Below are 18,531 nucleotides of genomic sequence, written 5' to 3' on the forward strand. Positions count from 1 at the left end.
AAAGCCCAGCGGCAGGATATCCAGCGGCCTCATGAGCAAGGCCGAACGCTGGGAACAGCGTGTTCAACTGGGGGCGCATCCATTGCTCTACCCGGCGATTCGTGGGCTGGGCAGCATGCGGCCGGTGATGCGTTTGCCCGGTCTGGGAATCCTTGTCAGCGAAGCCGCACTGGTGCGTGACGTTCTCATGGATACCCAGCGGTTCATCAAGAATGGTCCGTCGGGTTCAGGTGCGCTCTGGACTCCCGTAGTGGGACCAAAGGCGTTGGTGAACATGGACGGCACGGAGCACAGGGAGCTGCGGCGCAAGCTCGCCGACCTCTTCACTCCAGGCTCGGTGGCGGCGATTGTCGAGCCGGCGGCTGCGTCGCTTCATGACCGCTTACACCACGGACTGGACGCAGGTGGGCACGTGGATCTGGTGGACTGCGTCAAGGAACTTGCCGGGGGAGTCATCTCCAGGCTGCTGGGCGTGCCGGATGATGCACCAGGCCGGTTGCCCAATAGGGAACTCTTCAATTTAGGGTCTTCCATCTCTTCCCTCGTCCGCCTGGGGCGCCCCACGCTGACGGTGAGGCAGATCGCCAAGGGAAGATCCGCCGTCGGGGTTTTGGCAGGACCGGCGCGGGAAGCGTACCGGAAGAGCGACCCCCAAACGTTTCCAGGCAGGCTGCGCGCACTCGGCATGACCGAGGAGGAGGCCATGGGCATCATCAGCGCATTTGTGATGGTGGGAACTGAGACGCTGGTGTCCTTCGTTCCGCGGCTGATTGCCCTGCTCGCTGACAGTGGACGCCTTGCGGGTCTGGTTGAGGATCGCTCCGGTGTTGCCTCGGCCGTGAACGAGGCATTACGGTTCACCGTGCCGTCCCCGATGATGCTGAGGGATGCTCTTTCTCCTTGCACCCTTGGCGGAGTCGCTATCCGAGCGGGGGACCGTCTTTTGCTATCGACTGTTCACGCCTCCAAGAGCCTGGGCAGATTCGAACCCGGGATTCCCACCCCGCCGCAGGCGCGTCAGCTGTGGTTCGGTGCGGGTCCGCACTTTTGCATCGGCATGCCGTTGGCCATGGCCGAGATCAATGCGACGCTGTCTTTGCTCCTGGACAGGTATGCCCGGCACCCGTGGCTCGTCTCGTCCCGGCAAGTGAGCAAAGGTGTGCTGATTCCCGGATACAGAAAGTTGGAGCTGGTCAATGCCTGATGACGCATTGTGGGAAGGTACTTCGTCCGGCACCGATCTTATCGAAGCCGTCTACGCCGCAGCCGGGCGCGTGCCAGAGAGCCCCGCGATCACGGCGCCTGGCAGATTTTCCCTCTGGAACCATGTTCCAGGGCGACTACGGCGTCCCGGCCGGCTCCGACCAGGACGGAGCATCACTTACCGCGAATTGGTCAAAGGCATAGATGCTACGGCCCGGCACCTCCATGATGACGGTTTTGGTGCCGGTGAACGGATGCTCTTCTCGGTCCGCCCCAGCCCGGCAGCGTTCATCCTGGCCCTGGGGGCCGTCCGCGCCGGTGGTTCCGTAGTGTTCATCGATCCAGGAATCGGACCGTCGCTTTTCCATGACCGGGCCAGGCTGGCTGCCCCGAGGTGGGCTGCCTCTGAGTCCCTTCTGTACGCCCTCAGTACGCGGAGCCCACTGCTGCCTCTGGCCCGGCGGAGGGGATTGCTGCTGCCGGATTATGGTGCCATGGACGTCCGGCACTACTATTCCGGCCTCTGGCTCCCCGGTGTTCCCCGAGGCGCGACCCCGGTGAAGCGACTCGCCAGTCCGTCGCTTCCCAGAGATATCGTTCCGCCCTCCGCGGGCGCTTCCTCCGGGCAGGAAGCAGTGATCATTTTTACGTCAGGGACCACCGGTGCGCCGAAGGGCGTAGTACACACCCGGCGTTCGCTTGGGGCAGGATTCGAGCAGCTCAGCCAGCGCTGTACCTTTGGCGAGGGCGATCGCATCCACTCCGAGCAGCTCATGATGGGCTTGCCGGCACTCATCGCCGGCGCGCACTGGACCATGCCCGGCTATGGCTTCTCAGCGCACATCGACCCCCTTCGCTTGGCACGCGAGCTTGGGCCGGTGGCTGGCAAAGAGGACTCGTACGACGGCGCGACGCACCTTTTCCTTGTGCCGTCCCAGTTGGCGCCCATCCTGGATGCGGTCGAGGATGGCAGCGTCACGCTCCCCGCAACACTGCGGACAGTAATGCTTGGGGCCGCGCCGGTGCTTGCTCCCTTCCTGAAACGGGCAACGGCACTGCTTCCCGGCGTCGAGTTCGAACTCATCTACGGCATGACGGAGTTGCTGCCGATTGCCGTCGCCGATGGCACGGAGAAGCTGGCCTTTGCGTCCGGCGCTGATGCCGAATTTACGTCGCCGGATGGAAGTGGCGAAGGCGATTTCCTCGGAGAGCCACTGCCCGCCGTCGGCATCCGGGTAGGGGAGGACCACGAACTGTACGCCCGGGGACCGAACATGTGTCACGGATATCTGGGTGAGGAAGCCATGATTGAGCACGCCACCGGAGACCTGGTGCGGCTGGACCACGGTACGGCAGGCCCCGGAACCGGTCCCGCGCGCTTGGTGATGATCGGGCGCAAGAAGGACATGATCATCCGGGGCAAAACCAACATCTACCCTGCACTGTATGAACCGCTGATCACTTCCGTGCCAGGAGTTCAGCAGGCCGTCATGGTCGGGGTGCCCGACGGGATCGGTGATGAAGCTGTGTGGCTGGCCGTCGTGGCTGCACAGGGGAACCCAGGGGCGGACGGAGGGCTGAAAGCAAAACTAACCAAGGTCCTCCCGGAGATGATTGACGAATCCGCTCTCCCCGACCACATCGAAATCCTGGATGCCATCCCTGTCGGCGGACGCCACAAGAAGCCGGACCGGGAAGCGCTTCGACGCGAATTTGCCCGCAAGTCCGCTGATAAAGGCGTAGCGCTGTGAAGGCCGCGGCGCAGTGAAAATCGCGGTTACCGGGGCCACTGGCTTCATAGGGGGAGCAGTCGCCGCTGCCGCCGAGGCTAAGGGGTGGGACGTTGTTCGTTTCGCACGGCGCCAAGGCCCTGGGCTGACGTATTGGGACCTAACGGGTGTGCCGCCTGGCCGAATGCCGGCCGTGGACGCGGTGGTCCATGCCGCCGCCCACGTGGCGGACTGGGGCGCCGCCCGCATGTTCTACCGCACGAATGTGCTGGGTACCCGTGCCGTGGTTGAGGCCTACCCAACAACTCGGCTGGTGCACATTTCCAGTTCAAGCGTCTACCCGTGGTGGGAGCCCTGTACCAACCGCGGGGAAGTTGAGGTGGCTGTGCGCCACCTCAACGCCTACGCAAGCAGCAAGGCGCTCGCCGACGTGGAGGCCCGACGGCATCGCAATGCCGTGGTTCTTCGGCCACACGGAGTTTATGGACCGGGCGATCGGACGCTGATGCCGCGCCTGATCAGCAACGTACGCCACGGACGGCTCCTCACCGTGGGCCATACCGGTATTCGTCATCAGCTCACGCATGTTGACAACCTGACAGAGGCAGCGCTGGCAGCTTGCCAGTCCGATGCCCGAGGAGCCATCAACGTGGCCGACGCGGAGCCTGTGGAGCTTGGGACCGTGTTGAGGAAGGTACTTGCTGTTACTGGCCACGCCGGGGCGGGTATCAGGTACATTCCGGAGCCTGCCGCCATGGCACTTGCCGGCATTTCCGAAGCCGTTGCCCGCGTTTCCGGCCGGGCACCACGCCTCACGCGCTACGCCGTCAGCCAGCTCGGACGGGACAGAACCTACCGTTTGGACCGGCTCCGGGAAGAGCTGGGAATCGAACCAATTTCGACCACGCTCTCCGATGCGGGAAAATGGTTGGAGCACGGGGCCTGATGGGCTCCTACAGCAAACCATCCAGAGGAGAACATGGCGTTCGGTCAGCCCCGCATCGAGTACAAAACCAACGAGCAAATGCGCAAGATGCACGAGGCCGGATTGGTCCTCAGCCGTGCCCTTGACGCTGCCGTTGCGGCGGCCAAGGCAGGCGTCACCACCAAGGACCTCGACGACGTTTTCGCGGCAGTCCTGAATGACGCCGGGGCCAAGTCAAACTTCCTTGGTTACCACGGCTTTCCCGCCACCATCTGCACGTCAGTGAACGAGGAAGTGGTCCACGGCATCCCAGGAAACCGTGTCCTCAACGATGGCGACATTATTTCCATCGACGGCGGCTGCATCGTGGACGGATGGCACTCGGACTCCGCCCGCACTGTCATCGTTGGCACGGCAGACCCTGAGGACCAGCGCCTCTCGGATGTCACTGAGACCGCCATGTGGCGAGGGATTGCCGCGCTGGCCAAGGGCAAGTTCGTCGGCGACATCGGCAATGCGATTGATGACTACGTTTCTTCCGTCCCCGGCAAGCCCTTGGGCATCCTGGAAGACTATGTGGGCCACGGCATCGGTTCGGAAATGCATATGGCCCCCGACGTCCTGAATTACCGCACCAATCACCGCGGCCCGAAGATCCGCCCGGGACTGTGCCTCGCCATTGAACCCATGCTGGTGCGCGGTGGCATCGAGACTGCCACCCTGGATGATGACTGGACTGTTGTCACCACCGACGGCAAGCGCTCCTGCCAGTGGGAACACTCGGTGGCCGTGCACGAAAAGGGCATCTGGGTCCTGTCCGCCCCGGACGGAGGCGCCGAGCAGTTGGCGCCGCTCGGCGTCGTGCCCGTCCCGATCCCGTAACCGGGCGGGCCGGCTCCCGGTCGGCGTGCTGCGCCGGCTCAGAGCAATGGGAAACTGGGTGGGAGCAGTTGGTGCGTTGGCCGCTTGGCATGGTCCGAGACGCTCAGTGAAGCGATGTATTGGTCCAGGAATTCCTGTGCGCGCGCACGGTAACCGGTGGTGTCGACGGTGACTACTTCACCATCCTCGACGATGGTGCGGCCGGCCACCACGACGCGCGAGATGTCACGGCCATCGGCGTTCATCACCATGGTGCGGATGGGGTCGCCATACGGTCCGATGTGCTGGCCAGCCAGATCCAGAACAAAGTAGTCTGCCTGGGCTCCAGCCGCCAGACGGCCGAGATCCGTACGCCCCAGCGCTTCTGCCGGGTCCAGGGTGGCTGATCGGAAGAGATCCGCAGCCTGGGCGCTTGTGCGGTCGCCCGTGACCGACTTGGTCATACCCATGGCCAGATCCATGGCGCGGATCATGTTTGGCGGGGCGGAGTCCGTCCCCAGCACTACCCGGATGCCCCTTTCGCGGTAAGAGTCATAGTTGTCCAGCATGCCGCCATAGTGGGCCATCGGAATGGGACACAGCAGGACACTCGCGCCGGATTCCGCGAGCAGTTGGAGGTCATCCCCGGTGCCGAAGGCCTCGGGCATGAGTGGATGCCCCGGAACCGTCCATGCATGGGGAATGAAGGTCTTCCCGCTGAGGAAGCCCAGATCCGCGAGGTAGGGCAGGGAACGCTTGCCGGTGCGGGCAATCATGGTTTCTATTTCGAAAAGCCCCTGTGCGGCGTGCAGGCGGACCGGAATACCCAGTTCGTCCGCTGCCTTGCGGGTCAGGCGCAATGTTTGTTCGGTCTGGGTCTCTATGCGCGAAGGAAGCAAAGCCGTGTTGATCAGCCCGCCGGCACGTCCTTCGAAATCCTGGGCGAAGCGGATGGCATCCTCAAGTCCGTCCAGGCCGCGCCGTTCGTCCTCGTGGAGCAGCGCATTGCTGCCATCCGTGTAGGGGACGGCTGTGCGGTAGCTCGGGCCCAAGTAGGCGCGGAGGCCAATCGCCTCCACAGCCCCGGCTGTGTCCGCCATGTCCTGGTAGTCCTCGCACCATTCGTGATAGCTCTCCGAGGCGATGGGCATAAGGGTGGTGATGCCGTTGCGGACCAGTTGGGATAGAGCGAATTCGCGTCGGAAACGTGCTTGCTCCCGGGTAAAGACGGCTCCGTGGTCCTTAAGGTATTCCTCAGACCACATCAGACCCAGGCGGCGGGAGGCATCCGGCCAGGAATCGAAGATTGCGTGGTCGATGTCCGCCAGCGCGTTGAGGTCGATGAAACCAGGGGACACAACGGCTTGCCCGGCGTTAATCTCAACGTCCACACGCCCGTCGTAGTCCCGGCCCACGAACAGGATGGTTCCGTCGTCGTGGACCAGTTCGGCATCAGGCATGATGCAGTGGTCGCCGTCCGCGTAGCCGATCACGAACGCCGCCTTGACGCGTGTGATCACTTGTTCTCCAGATCGGACGCCTGGTTGTCCAGGATGGTCCCGGCCACGAGCATCGCGTCTTGCACTGAGCCATCGCGGATGGCTTCGAAGAGGTCGTCGTGATGGTCATGTCCTGTGCTTGCGGCACGGTCCAAGCCTGCGGGGGAGGTCCAGGAACCGTCGATGCTGGCGGCCAGCGAACCGTAGATGCCAGCCAGGAGTTGGTTGTGTGCGGCATCAACCACAGCACGGTGGAAGTCGATGTCGGCCTCCCGGAAGCCGTCATCGTCCCGTGATTCGGCGGCAGCACGACGGCGGTCAAGGGCGTCCTGGAGCTTGTCCAGGTCTGCCTGGTCCCGGCGTTGCGCGGCCAAAGCAGCGGCCGGCACGTCCAGGCTTCGCCGGACCTCGACCGCCTCGAAAGGGTCCGCGTCCTGGAAGCCTTTTCGAAGGGCGATCTCCTGTTCATCGACTGCTGCAACGAAGGTCCCGTCGCCTTGCCGGGTCACGAGGAGCCCGGCGTGCACCAGCGCACGGAGAGCTTCGCGCAAGGGAGCGCGGCTCAGCCCCAAAGCCCTGCCGAGCTCGGGTTCGGGCGGAATCCGGTCGCCCAGACCCCATTCGCCCTGGCGAATCCGATGACGGATGTCATCGATTGCTTCGTCGACCACACTGCGTTTGCCGTTCACCGCCATGGTGCCCCCTCAGTTTTCCTACGTCCACGAAGCGTCTCACATCGAAGTTCCAAAATCCACCCTTTCGTAAGACGTCTTACGAGTGTACCTTGTTGAGCATGACCCAGATCACACAACAAACCCATGGCTTGAGGTCTTTACAAGACGACGATTTCCGAGGCGTCCGCCTCGGTGTCCAGTTCACGCGCTACCCGGGAATGGAGGAGCTCCCACTGCTTGCTTCCCTGCGGCAGGCGATTGAGGACGGCTTCACACTCGTCGTGCTCAACAACATCACCGCGGAACTTTCGGGCGAGATGCCGGACTCCTTGGACGAGGTAGCGGCGGAAGCCGGGCGCGCCGGCGTCGAACTCCAACTCGGACTCGGATGCGCCGGTCCTGTGGGCGAACCAGCAGCGATCCGACGCGAACTGAGCAAGTCCTTGGCACGTGGTCTGGAACTCGGCCTCAAGGAGTTCTTCGTGTACACGCGGTCGGTGCGGGAGGGCATGGCGGATCAGGGCCGCTTTCTTGACCACCCTGCACAGCTCCGGATGATTCGGGCAAACCTCCAGTCCCTGGCAGAACAGGCCCGGGACCACAACGTGCGGGTCAACGTGAAGACCCACGAGGACCTCGCCTCAACGGAGGTCCTGTCCTTGGTGGAGAGCCTGGACCCGGCCGTCTTCAGCATCGGACTTGATGTGGCGAACCTCGTGGTGCGTGCGGAAGACCCTCACGAAGTGGCCAGAGCCCTGGGACCCTCCATCCGGATGACCCATCTCGAAGATGTTGTTCTTTTCCAGGTCCCGCATGGGTACCGCCGCCGGCTGCGCGCCGTAGGCGGAGGCGTCCTGGACTGGAAAGAGCTGCTTGGAAGCCTACTGGCCGCCGGAGTGCGCGATTTCACCGTGGAACAGCATCGTGGAAAGTTCGACACACCAATTTTCGACCGTTCATGGTTCCGCCATGAGCCCCACCTTGACGCCGAAGGGGTCGGACAGTTGGCCCGGCTAGGCATGCTAACGCACGACGGTGTGGCACGGGGGGACATCCCAGCGCTTGCCGATTGGGACGAGGACCCTACGCCCGCCGAGCGCCGCCAGCAATTGCTCATCAGCGCCGCAACGTTGCGGCAAATCCTCACATCGATCGGTGCCGGCATTGCGTCTCCGGCCGCGATCCTTTCCGGAGAGGAAGGACTCTCATGACAGCGATAGTCGCCCCGCAGGTTATTGCAGCGCCCAGGCGCCGACCTTTCAGAAGCTTCCTCAAGCGCGATCGGAAGCTCACCCTCACCCTGTCCCTCTTGGCCGCCCTTGTTGTAGTGACGCTGCTTGGTCCGCTGCTTTGGCGGCTCCAGGCCGATGCCATCAACCTCGGTGCGGTCCTCCAAGCCCCGAGTTTCGCCCACCCCATGGGTACCGATGACACGGGCCGTGACGTGCTGGCCCGTTTCCTGGCCGGTGGTCAGACCTCGATCCTCGCCGGACTTGCAATTGCCGTGATCGGTGCAATGGTGGGTTGCGTGACCGCGCTCCTGGCCGGTTCAATGCGCGGCTGGGTGGACACGGTCTTCACCTGGCTCACCAATTCCATCCTCTGCTTCCCGGCGCTCTTGCTAGCCATGGCCATTGCGATGGCACTCAAACCCGGTGTTACTGCGGCGGTCATTGGGCTCTCGCTGCACTCCTTCCCGTGGTACATGCGAACCCTCCGGGGCGAAGTGATGCGCCTCTATGGGCAGGACTTCATCCGTTCCACCATGGCGATCGGCGCCCACCCGGCCAGGGTGTTGTTCCGGCATGTGCTGCCCCACCTGATACCCATCATGATCCTGCAAATGGCAGCCGTGTTCGGGGCCGCCGTGCTGTCCTTGGCAGCTCTTGGGTACCTCGGGCTGGGGGCCCAGCCGCCCACCGCAGAATGGGGCGAAATGATCACCGAAGGCCAGCAGTTCTTCCTGACGGGGCAGTGGTGGATCGCCGGGTTCCCGGGCTTGGGGCTGCTGATTGCAGTCACCCTCACCACAGTCATCGCGGACAGGGCCCGTGAAGTCCTGGATCCCCGCGGCGAATTCATCCAGGCGAAGTGAGGCTCCAATGATCAACGCACTCCTCAAACGCCTCGGCGTGGCACTCGCCACCGTCTTCGGCGCTTCGATTTTCACCTTCATACTGCTCCGCAAAGTTCCGGGCGACCCCGCACGTGCCATTGCCGGTGACACCGCAACCGAAGAAACCATTGCAGCCCTGCGAAAATCCATGGGCCTGGATGAAAACCTGGTGGTCCAATACGGAAACTACATGGGCTCCTTGCTCCGCGGCGACTTCGGCTTCTCATACAGCACCGGAAACAGCGTGGGCACACTCCTGAGCCAGCGGCTCCCCGCAACGCTGGAGCTTGGTCTGTTGTCAGTCATTATTGCGATCGTCGCCGCGGTGCTCGCGGCAAGTTTCGCGGTGTACTCCAGGCGCCGGTGGCCCGATCAGCTCGTCCGCTTTGCCTCCTCCCTGGCCATGGGTTCGCCGCCCTTCTGGATTGCGTTGCTGGCCCTCATGATTTTCTCGATCCAGCTGGGCATCTTTCCCGGACCTGAAGGACGGCTATCTCCAGGAATGCTCAAACCTCCAAACGTTACTGGAATGTTCACCATCGATGCCCTGCTGGCCGGACAATGGGGAACCTTCGCCAACGCAGCCTGGCACCTGATCCTGCCTGCGACAATCGTGGCGCTCGGTCCCTTCGCCTTCCTCAGCAGGCTCTACCGCAACCAGTTGCGGGGCACCTTGCGGGAAACCTTCGTGGCCGTATCCCAGAGCCACGGTCTCCGCCGGTTCCCGGTGTACAACCGGCACGTGGCACCCCACGGCCTCCTTTCCCTGCTGCCAGCGGCGTCGCTCCTCTTCGCAGACCTCCTCGCAGGAAGCCTGCTGGTGGAGAAAGTGTTCGGCTGGCCGGGCATCGGGTCCATGACTGCGGACGCCATCATCCAAAAAGACTTTGGAGTGGTCCAAGCCGTACTACTGATGGCAGCAGTCCTCTACGTGGTTGTGAGCCTCCTGGCAGACGTCCTGATGACCGCAGCCGATCCCCGCACACGAGTAGGAGCACGCTGATGCAAAGCAATGCACTCTCCCTTCCCGCGCCTGAACTGTCATCCAAAGCTGACCCGGACCCCGTGCTCAGCGTCCGTGGACTTCGCACGGATTTCGTGACGGCCTTGGGAACCGTACACGCCGTCCGAGATGTTTCCTTCGATCTCCGCAGAGGCCAACGACTTGCAATCGTGGGTGAATCGGGGTCCGGAAAGTCCGCCATGGCCATGTCACTAATGGGGCTTGTGCCTCCGCCGGGCCAGGTCGTCGGCGGCAGCGTAAAGCTCAACGGCAAGGAAATTGTGGGCCTCGATGACGCCGCAATCTCCAAGGTCCGTGGCCAGGACATCAGCTTGGTGTTCCAGGACCCCATGGCGGCGCTGGATCCGCTGAAGACCATCGGAAGCCAATTCGTGGAGACCATCCGCGTTCATCAGGATGTCTCATCCAAGGCCGCGCGAAAAATGGCCTGTGAGCTTCTGGGCGAAGTAGGCGTCAGCGATCCTGACCGCCGGATCTCCGACTATCCGCATCAATATTCAGGGGGCATGCGGCAACGCGTCCTGATTGCCATGGCCATCGCCAATGACCCCTCGGTGGTGGTCGCAGACGAACCCACCACCGCCCTGGACGTAACAACCCAGGCGCAGGTGCTGGATCTGTTGGCCAAGATCTGCGACGAGCGCGGAAATGCCTTGGTGATGATCACCCACAATCTGGGGATCGTTGAGGAACTCTGCGACAGCGTCAACGTCATGTATGCCGGACGATTCGTCGAATCCACCACTACCGAAGCGTTGTTCGCCGCCCCCGGCCACCCATACTCCAAAGCCCTCCTGGACTGCGTCATCGATCCCGCCACCGCGCGGCGCGGCGCCTTGCCTGCCATCCCAGGGTCTCCGCCGGACCTCTCGGTGGACGAACCCGGCTGCCCCTTCGCACCCCGGTGCCCGATCGGCCGGGACCAAAAGCGCTGCGCCATCGAAAGGCCGGAGCCCCGCACCCTGTCCAACGGGGCAGTCGTCCGCTGCCACTTCGCAAACGATCCCGAAGGAGTCCCGGCATGAGCATCGCCAACGAACCCACGCTCCTTCGGGTGGAAAAGCTCAACAAGTCCTACGCCAAGGGATTTGGAAAGCGGCACAAGACGCAAATCCTGCACGACGTCTCGTTCGAACTGCTCCGCGGCCAGACTCTGGGCCTTGTGGGGGAGTCAGGCAGCGGCAAATCGACGACAGCGGCCTGCGTCATGGGCCTCACCGACGCTGACAGCGGCCTGATCGAATTCGACGGCGTAGATCTCACCACCCTCTCCAAACCCGGAATGCGCAAGATGCGCCGCAGGATCCAGATGGTTTTCCAAGACCCCAACGGATCCCTCGACCCGCGATTCACGGTGGGGGACCTGGTGGAAGAGCCGCTCATAGTGCACGGCATCTCCGATTCAGCGGAACGTTCGCGAAGGGTGGCCAAAGTCCTGGATCTTGTGGGCATCAGTGTCAAGCAGACGCAGCGTTTTCCCTTCGCGTTTTCCGGCGGCCAACGCCAGCGCATCGCGATCGCCCGTGCCCTTGTCCTCAACCCGGACCTTGTGGTGCTGGACGAGCCTGTGAGCGCCTTGGATGTCTCCATTCAAGCCCAGGTCCTGAACCTCCTCAGCGACCTGCAGGACGAACTCGGACTTACCTACCTCTTCATCGTCCACGACCTCGCCGTTGCCCGGCTCATGAGCCACAACATCGCCGTCATGAACGCCGGCGAGATCGTGGAAGCCGGTACCGCCGCAGAGGTTTTTGACAACACCACCCATCCCTACACCCGTGCGCTGCTGGATGCCGTGCCGGGTGCCCGCCGACGGGCGAAGGCGCTCGCAGCGGCGGGAACAGGTAACGCCATGGAAGGAAACTGACATGAAACTATTCCCGAGATGGATGACAGCCGTAAGGCGAACGACGGCGGCAGTCGCCACCGTGGGCCTGCTAGCACTCGCCGGCTGTGCGCAGCCCGGCGTGCCTTCTGGCGCGGCCGACAGGCCATTCACCGTGAACTGGGCCGCGTCCCTGACCAACATCGATCCTGCGTTTGTATGCGCGGGTAATGAGAACAGCTTTGCAACCAACTTCTATGCGCGACTGGTCAAGCTCGACCAGGAGGCCCAGGCCGATGGAACCCGCGTGGCCATCAACGACCCCGAGCGGGTGAGTGGGGATCTCGCTACGTCCTGGACGGTCTCACCGGATGGGAAGGCCTACACCTTCTCCCTGCACCCTGGAGCGAAGTTCGCCAACGGCAACCCGCTGGACGCCGAGGCCGTGCGGTACTCAATCATGCGGAACCTCACCATCGGCGGCTGCGGTGCCCTCGGATTGCAGATCGGCCTCACCGACCCGCCGCTGATCAGCGACGTCGTGGTGCTGGACCAGCAAACAGTACGCCTGGAATTATCGCGACCGTATCCGGCAATCCTGGTGACACTGGCCCAGAGCCGTGGTTCGATCTATGACCCGAAGGTCATCAAGGAGCACGGCGAGGACAAGAAGGGCGTTCCCAACCAATGGTTGGCCTCACACACAGCCAGCAGCAGCGGGCCTTACGTCCTGGACGAATACGTGGCCAACAACTATGCCGTCCTTACCCGGAACCCGAACTACTACGGAGAACCGGCCAAGGAAGCTGAGGTCAGGGTGAACTTCATTACTTCAATCCCCACCCTCATGCTGCAGGCCCGCCGTGGCGAGGCCGACGTAACGCTTGGCCTGCCCCCTTACGTGGTGCACCAGCTGAGTCAGGAGGATTGCTGCCGGGTCACCGCAGCCCCTGCTTTCGCGCCGGTGACCGTCTCCTTGGACAACTCCTCGGGCACAACTGCCAATCCGAAACTGCGCGAGGCACTCACCTACGCGGTGCCGTATGAGCAGATCAAAGCAAGCGTGGCCTACGGCTATGCAGACAGCTTCTATGGCCCCTTCGTTCCCGGTATTCCGGGTTTCGACGCTGAACGCTCGGCTCCGCGGCCCTTGGACAAAGAAAAGGCCAAGGCGTTGGTCGCTGAATCCGGGCTCAAGGACCCACAGATAGACCTCATGATCAATCCCTCGTCGCCCGGAGTGTCCACGCTGGCGACGATCCTTAAGTCGTCGTGGGAGGAAATCGGGGTGCGGGTAAACATTGACTCGCAGACACCTACGGCTTTCGCCACCAGGTTCAACACGGGCAAATACCAGTCGGCGCTCTTGTTCGAAACCGGCGGAGCCGTGGCCGCCTATGAGCTGCGCAAGAAGATGACCTGCGGCAGCTCCTTCAACAACCAGCACATCTGTATCTCCGGAACCCCTGAACTCATGGAAAAGCTCAACGGGGCACCGGACCTTGAATCGCAGTTGCCCTATATCAATGCGCTCGTGGATTCCTGGCGGGCCAATTCTCCCACCATCATCCTCTACCGGGCGCAGTTCACGGCGGTGCTCTCGGATTCGGTCAAGCACTTCGACTACTCGCCGACTTTCTCTTTCTACAACTGGGGACGCTAGCGGCCCGGCCTGCAGGTAGCCGTGCCGGTACGCGGACAAGAGAAGACATCCAGAACTTATTAAGGACAAAAAATGCGAATTGGTGTTGATGGAAGCAAGATTCCCCACGAGGCCGATGACTCTGCGGTCAGTATCCTCGAGCGTGCCCACGCGATGGGCATGGAAGGCGTCTATTTCCGTACTGTGATGGACGTTTCACCCACGCTTGACCGGGCAGTGCTCCAGGAAGTACGTGCATGTGCCGATGAGCTGGGCCTCTATCTGCAAATGGGCCTGGCCAAGGTCAATCCTTACGCTTCTGCCGAGGCCCCGCAGGTCCGCAGACTCGGCGACGGTGACTACACCCGTGGCATGGTCAGGATGATCGAGGCTGCGCACGAGGCCGCTGGCGTAACCGAGCTCTGGGTGGCGTGCGCCAACTACCAGCGCGGCATGCCTGGCTACTACGTGTTCGACCGCTTCCGTACGGACGCGCCCTGGCCGGACCAGCTTGTGGCGATCGAGAAATTCCTCCGCCTGCTTGCACCGGTGGCCAGGGACCACGGGGTCCATCTGAACATTGAAACGCATGAAGAGATCACCAGCTACGAAGTGGTTCGGCTGGTGGAATCCGTGGGCTCGGACGTCCTGGGCGTCACCTTCGACACCGCCAACGTAGTAGTCCGCGGCGAGGATCCCGTGGCCGCGGCCCGGCGGGTGGCTCCCTATACAAGGGCGACCCACCTCAGGGACTTCGTTCTCGGGGACCAGGAGGGGGTATTCGGGCGCGTGTTTGCCCCGATCGGACAGGGCAGCATCGATTGGGATGCCGTTCTGGGCATTCTGCACGACGCGAATCCGGACCTTCCGCTGTCCATTGAAAACGCCGGCCCGGCCCTGCACCTGCCAATCGGCCTGGAGGATCCCGAATGGCTGGCCGTGCATCCGGATCTTGACCAAGGGGAGGTTGCCCGGATCCGTGAAATGGCCGCCGAATACCAGACCCGCGTGGAGGATGGCGAGGCACTCCCGCTGAGCGAGCTACGGGCCGTCCCGTATGACGGTGAACGGTTCATCCACGATTCGGCCCAATCCCTGCGCGCCACGCTTGGTCGCCTCGGCATTGTGGAAGGCGCAATAGCACGCTGACGTGACCGCCCGGAAGCTAATGAAGTACGTAGGCTTCCGGGCTCACGTAGAGCAGAATGGCCTCATGTCGTCCCAAATCACCGATGTACCGGGCATCCGTATTGGCCACGTCCAGAAGAACGACGGCGGGTGGCTCAGTGGCGTGACCGTCGTCCTTCCGCCTGTGGGAACCGTGGGGTCGGTGGACGTTCGCGGGGGAGGTCCAGGTACGCATGAAACTGATGCTCTCGATCCGACGACGTTGGTATCCACGGTCGATGCCATCGTGCTGACGGGTGGCAGTGCGTTCGGCCTCGTCTCAGCTGCTGGTGCCCAGCTCTGGTGTGAGGAGCAGGGCAGGGGCTTTGCGGTTCCCGGAACCGTCGTACCGATCGTTCCGGCAGCAGCCATCTTCGACCTCGGACGCGGTGGTGACGTCAAAGCGCGACCAGGCGCGGACATGGGTTACCAGGCAGCCGCCGCAGCGTTCGCCTCAGGTGACCACGCCGCCGTCGGGCGCGGAAACGTTGGCGCAGGCACTGGCGCGGTGATTGCGCGCGGACAGTACAAAGGTGGCGTCGGAACATCCTCGATTACGCTCGACGGTGGGATCATCGTCGGTGCCATAGCAGTAGTCAACGCGCTGGGTGCGCCCGTGAGTGGGGGCCCACAACCCTCTGCGCGCTCGGTCGTTCCTCCCTTGGACGCGCGCGGCCGGGTTCCGGGCCCCCAGGGCACGTCTCCCTCTGCTCCGGTCGTTTCTCCCCAAGGTCTCAACACAACGCTCGTCGTTGTCGCTACGAATGCTGTTCTGGACGTTGCTGAGTGCAAGCGGACCGCCAGCGCTGGGCACGCCGGGCTCGCGCGGGCGTTGGATCCGTCCCACACTTTGGCAGACGGTGACACCGTTTTCACTCTGGCGACCGGCGCCGTCGGGCTTGATCGCAGTAGTGAGCAGGCACGGCAGGTATCGCTCATAACGCTCCAAAGCGCCGCAGCTGAGGCCGTGCGTTTGGCGATCCTGGACGGTGTTGAAGCCGCCGAAAGTGTCACGACGGCGGCAGGAGACTTCCCTGCTTACCGGACCGTAGGGGAGTGACGGGCGGCGGTACGTGCGCTACCATGGACGGATTTAACTTTCCGGCCCCATTGGCGTAGAGTTATTTGTTGGTTGTCTGTGCAGCCACGCCCTTTTTAGTGTCGTGGTTCCAAGAGGGCCAAGCAAACAAAAAACGTCCGTTGGATTTTCGGTGCCTAACCGGAGGACAGCGGCAAACAACAGTTAGCGGAGGATATGGCCAAGAAGGACGGGGTCATTGAGATCGAGGGCGTTGTGACTGAGGCGCTGCCCAATGCGATGTTTCGTGTTGAGCTCACCAACAAGCACGTCGTTCTCGCACACATCTCTGGGAAGATGCGTCAGCACTACATTCGAATCCTCCCCGAGGACCGGGTAGTGGTGGAGCTGAGCCCATACGACCTCACACGTGGTCGTATCGTCTACCGCTACAAGTAAATTGCTGGGCGGCCCAGGCAATAGTGCCAAGCCGCTCCAGCAGATCAACTGCAAAACACGCAAAGGAACGCCATGAAGGTCAAGCCGAGCGTCAAGCAGATCTGCGACAAGTGCAAAGTGATCCGCCGTAACGGCCGGGTCATGGTGATCTGCGAGAACCCGCGCCACAAGCAGCGCCAGGGCTAATTCCCCTTCAGGGAATCAGCGCCCGCAAGGGCAAACCTGGGTTGCTAGCCCACGCAAGTAAATAAAGGCAGCACAAGTTGTGCCAGGACTGCATTACAGAGCCTGGTCAACGTACCCCCGGTCGGAGGCTGGGGCCACACGGATCGTGTGGGTGTACTGCCTACGACCTCCGGTTTATTCAAGGAGTACCGCCACTATGGCTCGTCTCGCTGGCGTAGACATTCCCCGCGAAAAGCGGTTGGAAATTGCGCTTACTTACATCTACGGCGTGGGCAAGACCCGTGCACACGAAACCCTGGCTGCCACCGGCATCAGCGCTGACGTTCGCGTCAAGGACCTGACTGACGCCGAGCTGGTCCAGCTGCGTGACTACATTGAAGGCAACTACAAGGTTGAGGGTGACCTTCGCCGCGAGGTAGCCGCTGACATCCGCCGCAAGGTTGAGATCGGCAGCTACGAAGGCCTGCGCCACCGCAAGGGCCTGCCCGTACGCGGACAGCGTACGAAGACCAACGCTCGTACCCGCAAGGGCCCGAAGCGCACCGTCGCCGGCAAGAAGAAGGCCGGACGTTAATCCCTCGGGATTGACCTGGTTTTCCCCCGATAACTTTCTGTAGGAGAAACAATGCCCCCGAAGACTCGTGGAGCGGTTCGTAAGCCGCGTCGCAAGGATAAGAAGAATATTGCGCTTGGCCAGGCGCACATCAAGAGCACCTTTAACAACACCATCGTGTCCATCACGGACCCGAACGGTGCTGTAATCTCCTGGGCTTCCGCCGGTGAGGTTGGCTTCAAGGGCTCCCGTAAGTCCACCCCGTTCGCTGCCCAGATGGCTGCTGAAGCTGCTGCAAAGCGCGCTCAGGAGCACGGTCTGCGCAAGGTTGACGTATTCGTCAAGGGTCCGGGATCCGGACGCGAAACCGCAATCCGTTCGCTTCAGGCTGCTGGCCTTGAGGTTGGCTCCATCCAGGACGTCACCCCCAGCGCCCACAACGGTTGCCGCCCGCCGAAGCGCCGCCGCGTCTAATTAGGTATTCCCTGTCTGACCGGCCGGGCCTGCTGTACATGGTTTAGACCATCTACAAGCATGGCCCGGCTGGTCAGGCTGGAAACCGAAGCCGATTTCCACCACCTGTGTTGCGTCATATAGCGGATGCTCGCCGAAAGGAAACCTAAGTGCTCATTGCACAGCGCCCCACCCTGTCTGAAGAAGTTGTATCCGAGAACCGCTCCCGTTTCATCATTGAACCGCTGGAGCCGGGCTTCGGCTACACCCTCGGAAACTCCCTCCGCCGTACCCTGCTCTCCTCCATCCCCGGTGCCGCTGTAACCAGCATCCGGATCGATGGCGTGCTGCACGAGTTCACCACGGTTCCGGGTGTCAAGGAAGATGTCACCGAGATCATCCTGAACATCAAGAACCTTTCGGTTTCCTCCGAGCACGACGAGCCGGTTGTTGCTTACCTGCGCAAGCAGGGCCCCGGAGTCGTCACCGCCGCGGACATTGCTCCGCCGGCCGGCGTCGAATTCCACAACCCGGATCTGCACATTGCCACCCTGAACTCGAAGGGCAAGTTCGAACTCGAACTGACCATCGAGCGCGGCCGTGGCTACGTTTCGGCAGCTCAGAACAAGTCCGGCGACTCCGAGATCGGCCGTATTCCGGTTGACTCGATCTACTCGCCGGTCATGAAGGTAACCTTCCGCGTGGAAGCTACCCGTGTTGAGCAGCGCACTGACTTCGACAAGCTCATTGTCGACGTCGAGACCAAGCAGGCAATCGCTCCGCGTGACGCCGTTGCTTCTGCAGGCACCACCTTGGTGGAACTGTTCGGTCTGGCTCGTGAGCTGAACACCGCAGCTGAAGGTATCGAGATTGGCCCGTCGCCGACGGACGCTGCCCTGGCAGCGGACATGGCTCTGCCGATCGAGGATCTGGACCTTACCGTCCGTTCCTACAACTGCCTCAAGCGTGAGGGCATCCACACCGTGGGTGAACTCGTTGCCCGCTCCGAGGCTGACCTGATGGACATCCGTAACTTCGGTGCGAAGTCCATTGACGAGGTCAAGGCAAAGCTTGTCGAACTGGGTCTGTCCCTCAAGGACTCCCCTCCCGGTTTCGACCTCGCAGCCCGCGCCGCAGCCATCGAAGAGGACGACGCCGCGTTCAGCGACGACGAGCTCTAAAAAGCAGATCTTGGC

Annotated in this window: 19 protein-coding genes; 17 read left to right on the forward strand and 2 right to left on the reverse strand. The window is 62.5% G+C overall.

The window, feature by feature from the left end:
- The first annotated feature begins 31 nt into the window (after nucleotides 1-31).
- The 4 genes from AC6I97_RS08745 to map are packed head-to-tail and all read left to right on the forward strand — an operon-like array spanning nucleotide 32 to nucleotide 4,740.
- Nucleotides 32-1,204, forward strand: coding sequence for a cytochrome P450 (locus tag AC6I97_RS08745; RefSeq protein WP_497944685.1), 1,173 nt, complete (start codon nucleotides 32-34; stop codon nucleotides 1,202-1,204).
- Nucleotides 1,197-2,954 (forward strand): class I adenylate-forming enzyme family protein, encoded by a 1,758-nt coding sequence (locus AC6I97_RS08750; protein ID WP_497944686.1) that lies wholly within the window; start codon nucleotides 1,197-1,199, stop codon nucleotides 2,952-2,954. Before AC6I97_RS08745 ends, AC6I97_RS08750 begins: the two co-directional genes overlap by 8 nt.
- A gap of 13 nt (nucleotides 2,955-2,967) precedes the next feature.
- A complete protein-coding gene (locus AC6I97_RS08755) occupies nucleotides 2,968-3,879 on the forward strand; it encodes an NAD-dependent epimerase/dehydratase family protein (RefSeq protein WP_497944687.1) in 912 nt (303 codons plus the stop codon).
- 33 nt (nucleotides 3,880-3,912) lie between these two features.
- Complete coding sequence (map, locus tag AC6I97_RS08760; RefSeq protein WP_497944688.1) at nucleotides 3,913-4,740, forward strand: type I methionyl aminopeptidase; 828 nt, start codon at nucleotides 3,913-3,915, stop codon at nucleotides 4,738-4,740.
- Nucleotides 4,741-4,778: 38 nt separating this feature from the next.
- On the opposite strand, the gene AC6I97_RS08765 is transcribed toward map, so the two are convergent.
- Together AC6I97_RS08765 and AC6I97_RS08770 are read right to left on the reverse strand one after the other, a co-directional pair.
- Complete coding sequence (locus tag AC6I97_RS08765) at nucleotides 4,779-6,239, reverse strand: chlorohydrolase family protein (RefSeq protein WP_497944689.1); 1,461 nt, start codon at nucleotides 6,237-6,239, stop codon at nucleotides 4,779-4,781.
- A complete protein-coding gene (locus AC6I97_RS08770) occupies nucleotides 6,236-6,913 on the reverse strand; it encodes a FadR/GntR family transcriptional regulator (protein ID WP_497944690.1) in 678 nt (225 codons plus the stop codon). The genes AC6I97_RS08765 and AC6I97_RS08770 overlap by 4 nt, the downstream gene beginning before the upstream one ends.
- Before the next feature lie 98 nt (nucleotides 6,914-7,011).
- On the opposite strand from AC6I97_RS08770, the gene AC6I97_RS08775 reads away from it, so the two are divergent.
- From AC6I97_RS08775 to AC6I97_RS08835, 13 genes are all read left to right on the forward strand, one after another.
- Complete coding sequence (locus tag AC6I97_RS08775) at nucleotides 7,012-8,103, forward strand: sugar phosphate isomerase/epimerase family protein (RefSeq protein ID WP_497944691.1); 1,092 nt, start codon at nucleotides 7,012-7,014, stop codon at nucleotides 8,101-8,103.
- Entirely contained in the window at nucleotides 8,100-8,987 is an 888-nt protein-coding gene (locus AC6I97_RS08780; RefSeq protein ID WP_497944692.1) for an ABC transporter permease, read from the forward strand. Before AC6I97_RS08775 ends, AC6I97_RS08780 begins: the two co-directional genes overlap by 4 nt.
- Before the next feature lie 7 nt (nucleotides 8,988-8,994).
- Nucleotides 8,995-10,011 (forward strand): ABC transporter permease, encoded by a 1,017-nt coding sequence (locus tag AC6I97_RS08785; protein ID WP_497944693.1) that lies wholly within the window; start codon nucleotides 8,995-8,997, stop codon nucleotides 10,009-10,011.
- Nucleotides 10,011-11,057 (forward strand): ABC transporter ATP-binding protein, encoded by a 1,047-nt coding sequence (locus AC6I97_RS08790; protein WP_497944694.1) that lies wholly within the window; start codon nucleotides 10,011-10,013, stop codon nucleotides 11,055-11,057. The genes AC6I97_RS08785 and AC6I97_RS08790 overlap by 1 nt, the downstream gene beginning before the upstream one ends.
- Nucleotides 11,054-11,899: an ATP-binding cassette domain-containing protein gene (locus tag AC6I97_RS08795; RefSeq protein WP_497944695.1), complete on the forward strand. Its 846-nt coding sequence runs from the start codon at nucleotides 11,054-11,056 to the stop codon at nucleotides 11,897-11,899. Before AC6I97_RS08790 ends, AC6I97_RS08795 begins: the two co-directional genes overlap by 4 nt.
- Nucleotide 11,900: 1 nt before the next feature.
- Nucleotides 11,901-13,520, forward strand: coding sequence for an ABC transporter substrate-binding protein (locus AC6I97_RS08800; protein WP_497944696.1), 1,620 nt, complete (start codon nucleotides 11,901-11,903; stop codon nucleotides 13,518-13,520).
- A gap of 72 nt (nucleotides 13,521-13,592) precedes the next feature.
- Nucleotides 13,593-14,648, forward strand: coding sequence for a sugar phosphate isomerase/epimerase family protein (locus AC6I97_RS08805; RefSeq protein WP_497944697.1), 1,056 nt, complete (start codon nucleotides 13,593-13,595; stop codon nucleotides 14,646-14,648).
- Nucleotides 14,649-14,712: 64 nt separating this feature from the next.
- Nucleotides 14,713-15,726 (forward strand): P1 family peptidase, encoded by a 1,014-nt coding sequence (locus tag AC6I97_RS08810; protein WP_497944698.1) that lies wholly within the window; start codon nucleotides 14,713-14,715, stop codon nucleotides 15,724-15,726.
- Nucleotides 15,727-15,921: 195 nt separating this feature from the next.
- Complete coding sequence (infA, locus tag AC6I97_RS08815) at nucleotides 15,922-16,143, forward strand: translation initiation factor IF-1 (protein ID WP_011775571.1); 222 nt, start codon at nucleotides 15,922-15,924, stop codon at nucleotides 16,141-16,143.
- 72 nt (nucleotides 16,144-16,215) lie between these two features.
- The gene (gene rpmJ / locus AC6I97_RS08820; protein WP_011775570.1) at nucleotides 16,216-16,329 is read left to right on the forward strand and encodes a 50S ribosomal protein L36; all 114 of its coding nucleotides are present in this window, start codon (nucleotides 16,216-16,218) and stop codon (nucleotides 16,327-16,329) included.
- A 196-nt stretch (nucleotides 16,330-16,525) separates the two neighbouring features.
- Nucleotides 16,526-16,903, forward strand: coding sequence for a 30S ribosomal protein S13 (rpsM, locus tag AC6I97_RS08825; protein ID WP_011775569.1), 378 nt, complete (start codon nucleotides 16,526-16,528; stop codon nucleotides 16,901-16,903).
- 51 nt (nucleotides 16,904-16,954) lie between these two features.
- A complete protein-coding gene (gene rpsK / locus AC6I97_RS08830) occupies nucleotides 16,955-17,356 on the forward strand; it encodes a 30S ribosomal protein S11 (RefSeq protein WP_014922380.1) in 402 nt (133 codons plus the stop codon).
- Between the two features lie 149 nt (nucleotides 17,357-17,505).
- Nucleotides 17,506-18,516, forward strand: a complete 1,011-nt coding sequence (locus tag AC6I97_RS08835; protein ID WP_011775567.1) for a DNA-directed RNA polymerase subunit alpha — start codon at nucleotides 17,506-17,508, stop codon at nucleotides 18,514-18,516.
- Nucleotides 18,517-18,531: the final 15 nt, after the last annotated feature.

This window comes from Arthrobacter sp. TmtSoilC48 (assembly GCF_059739425.1).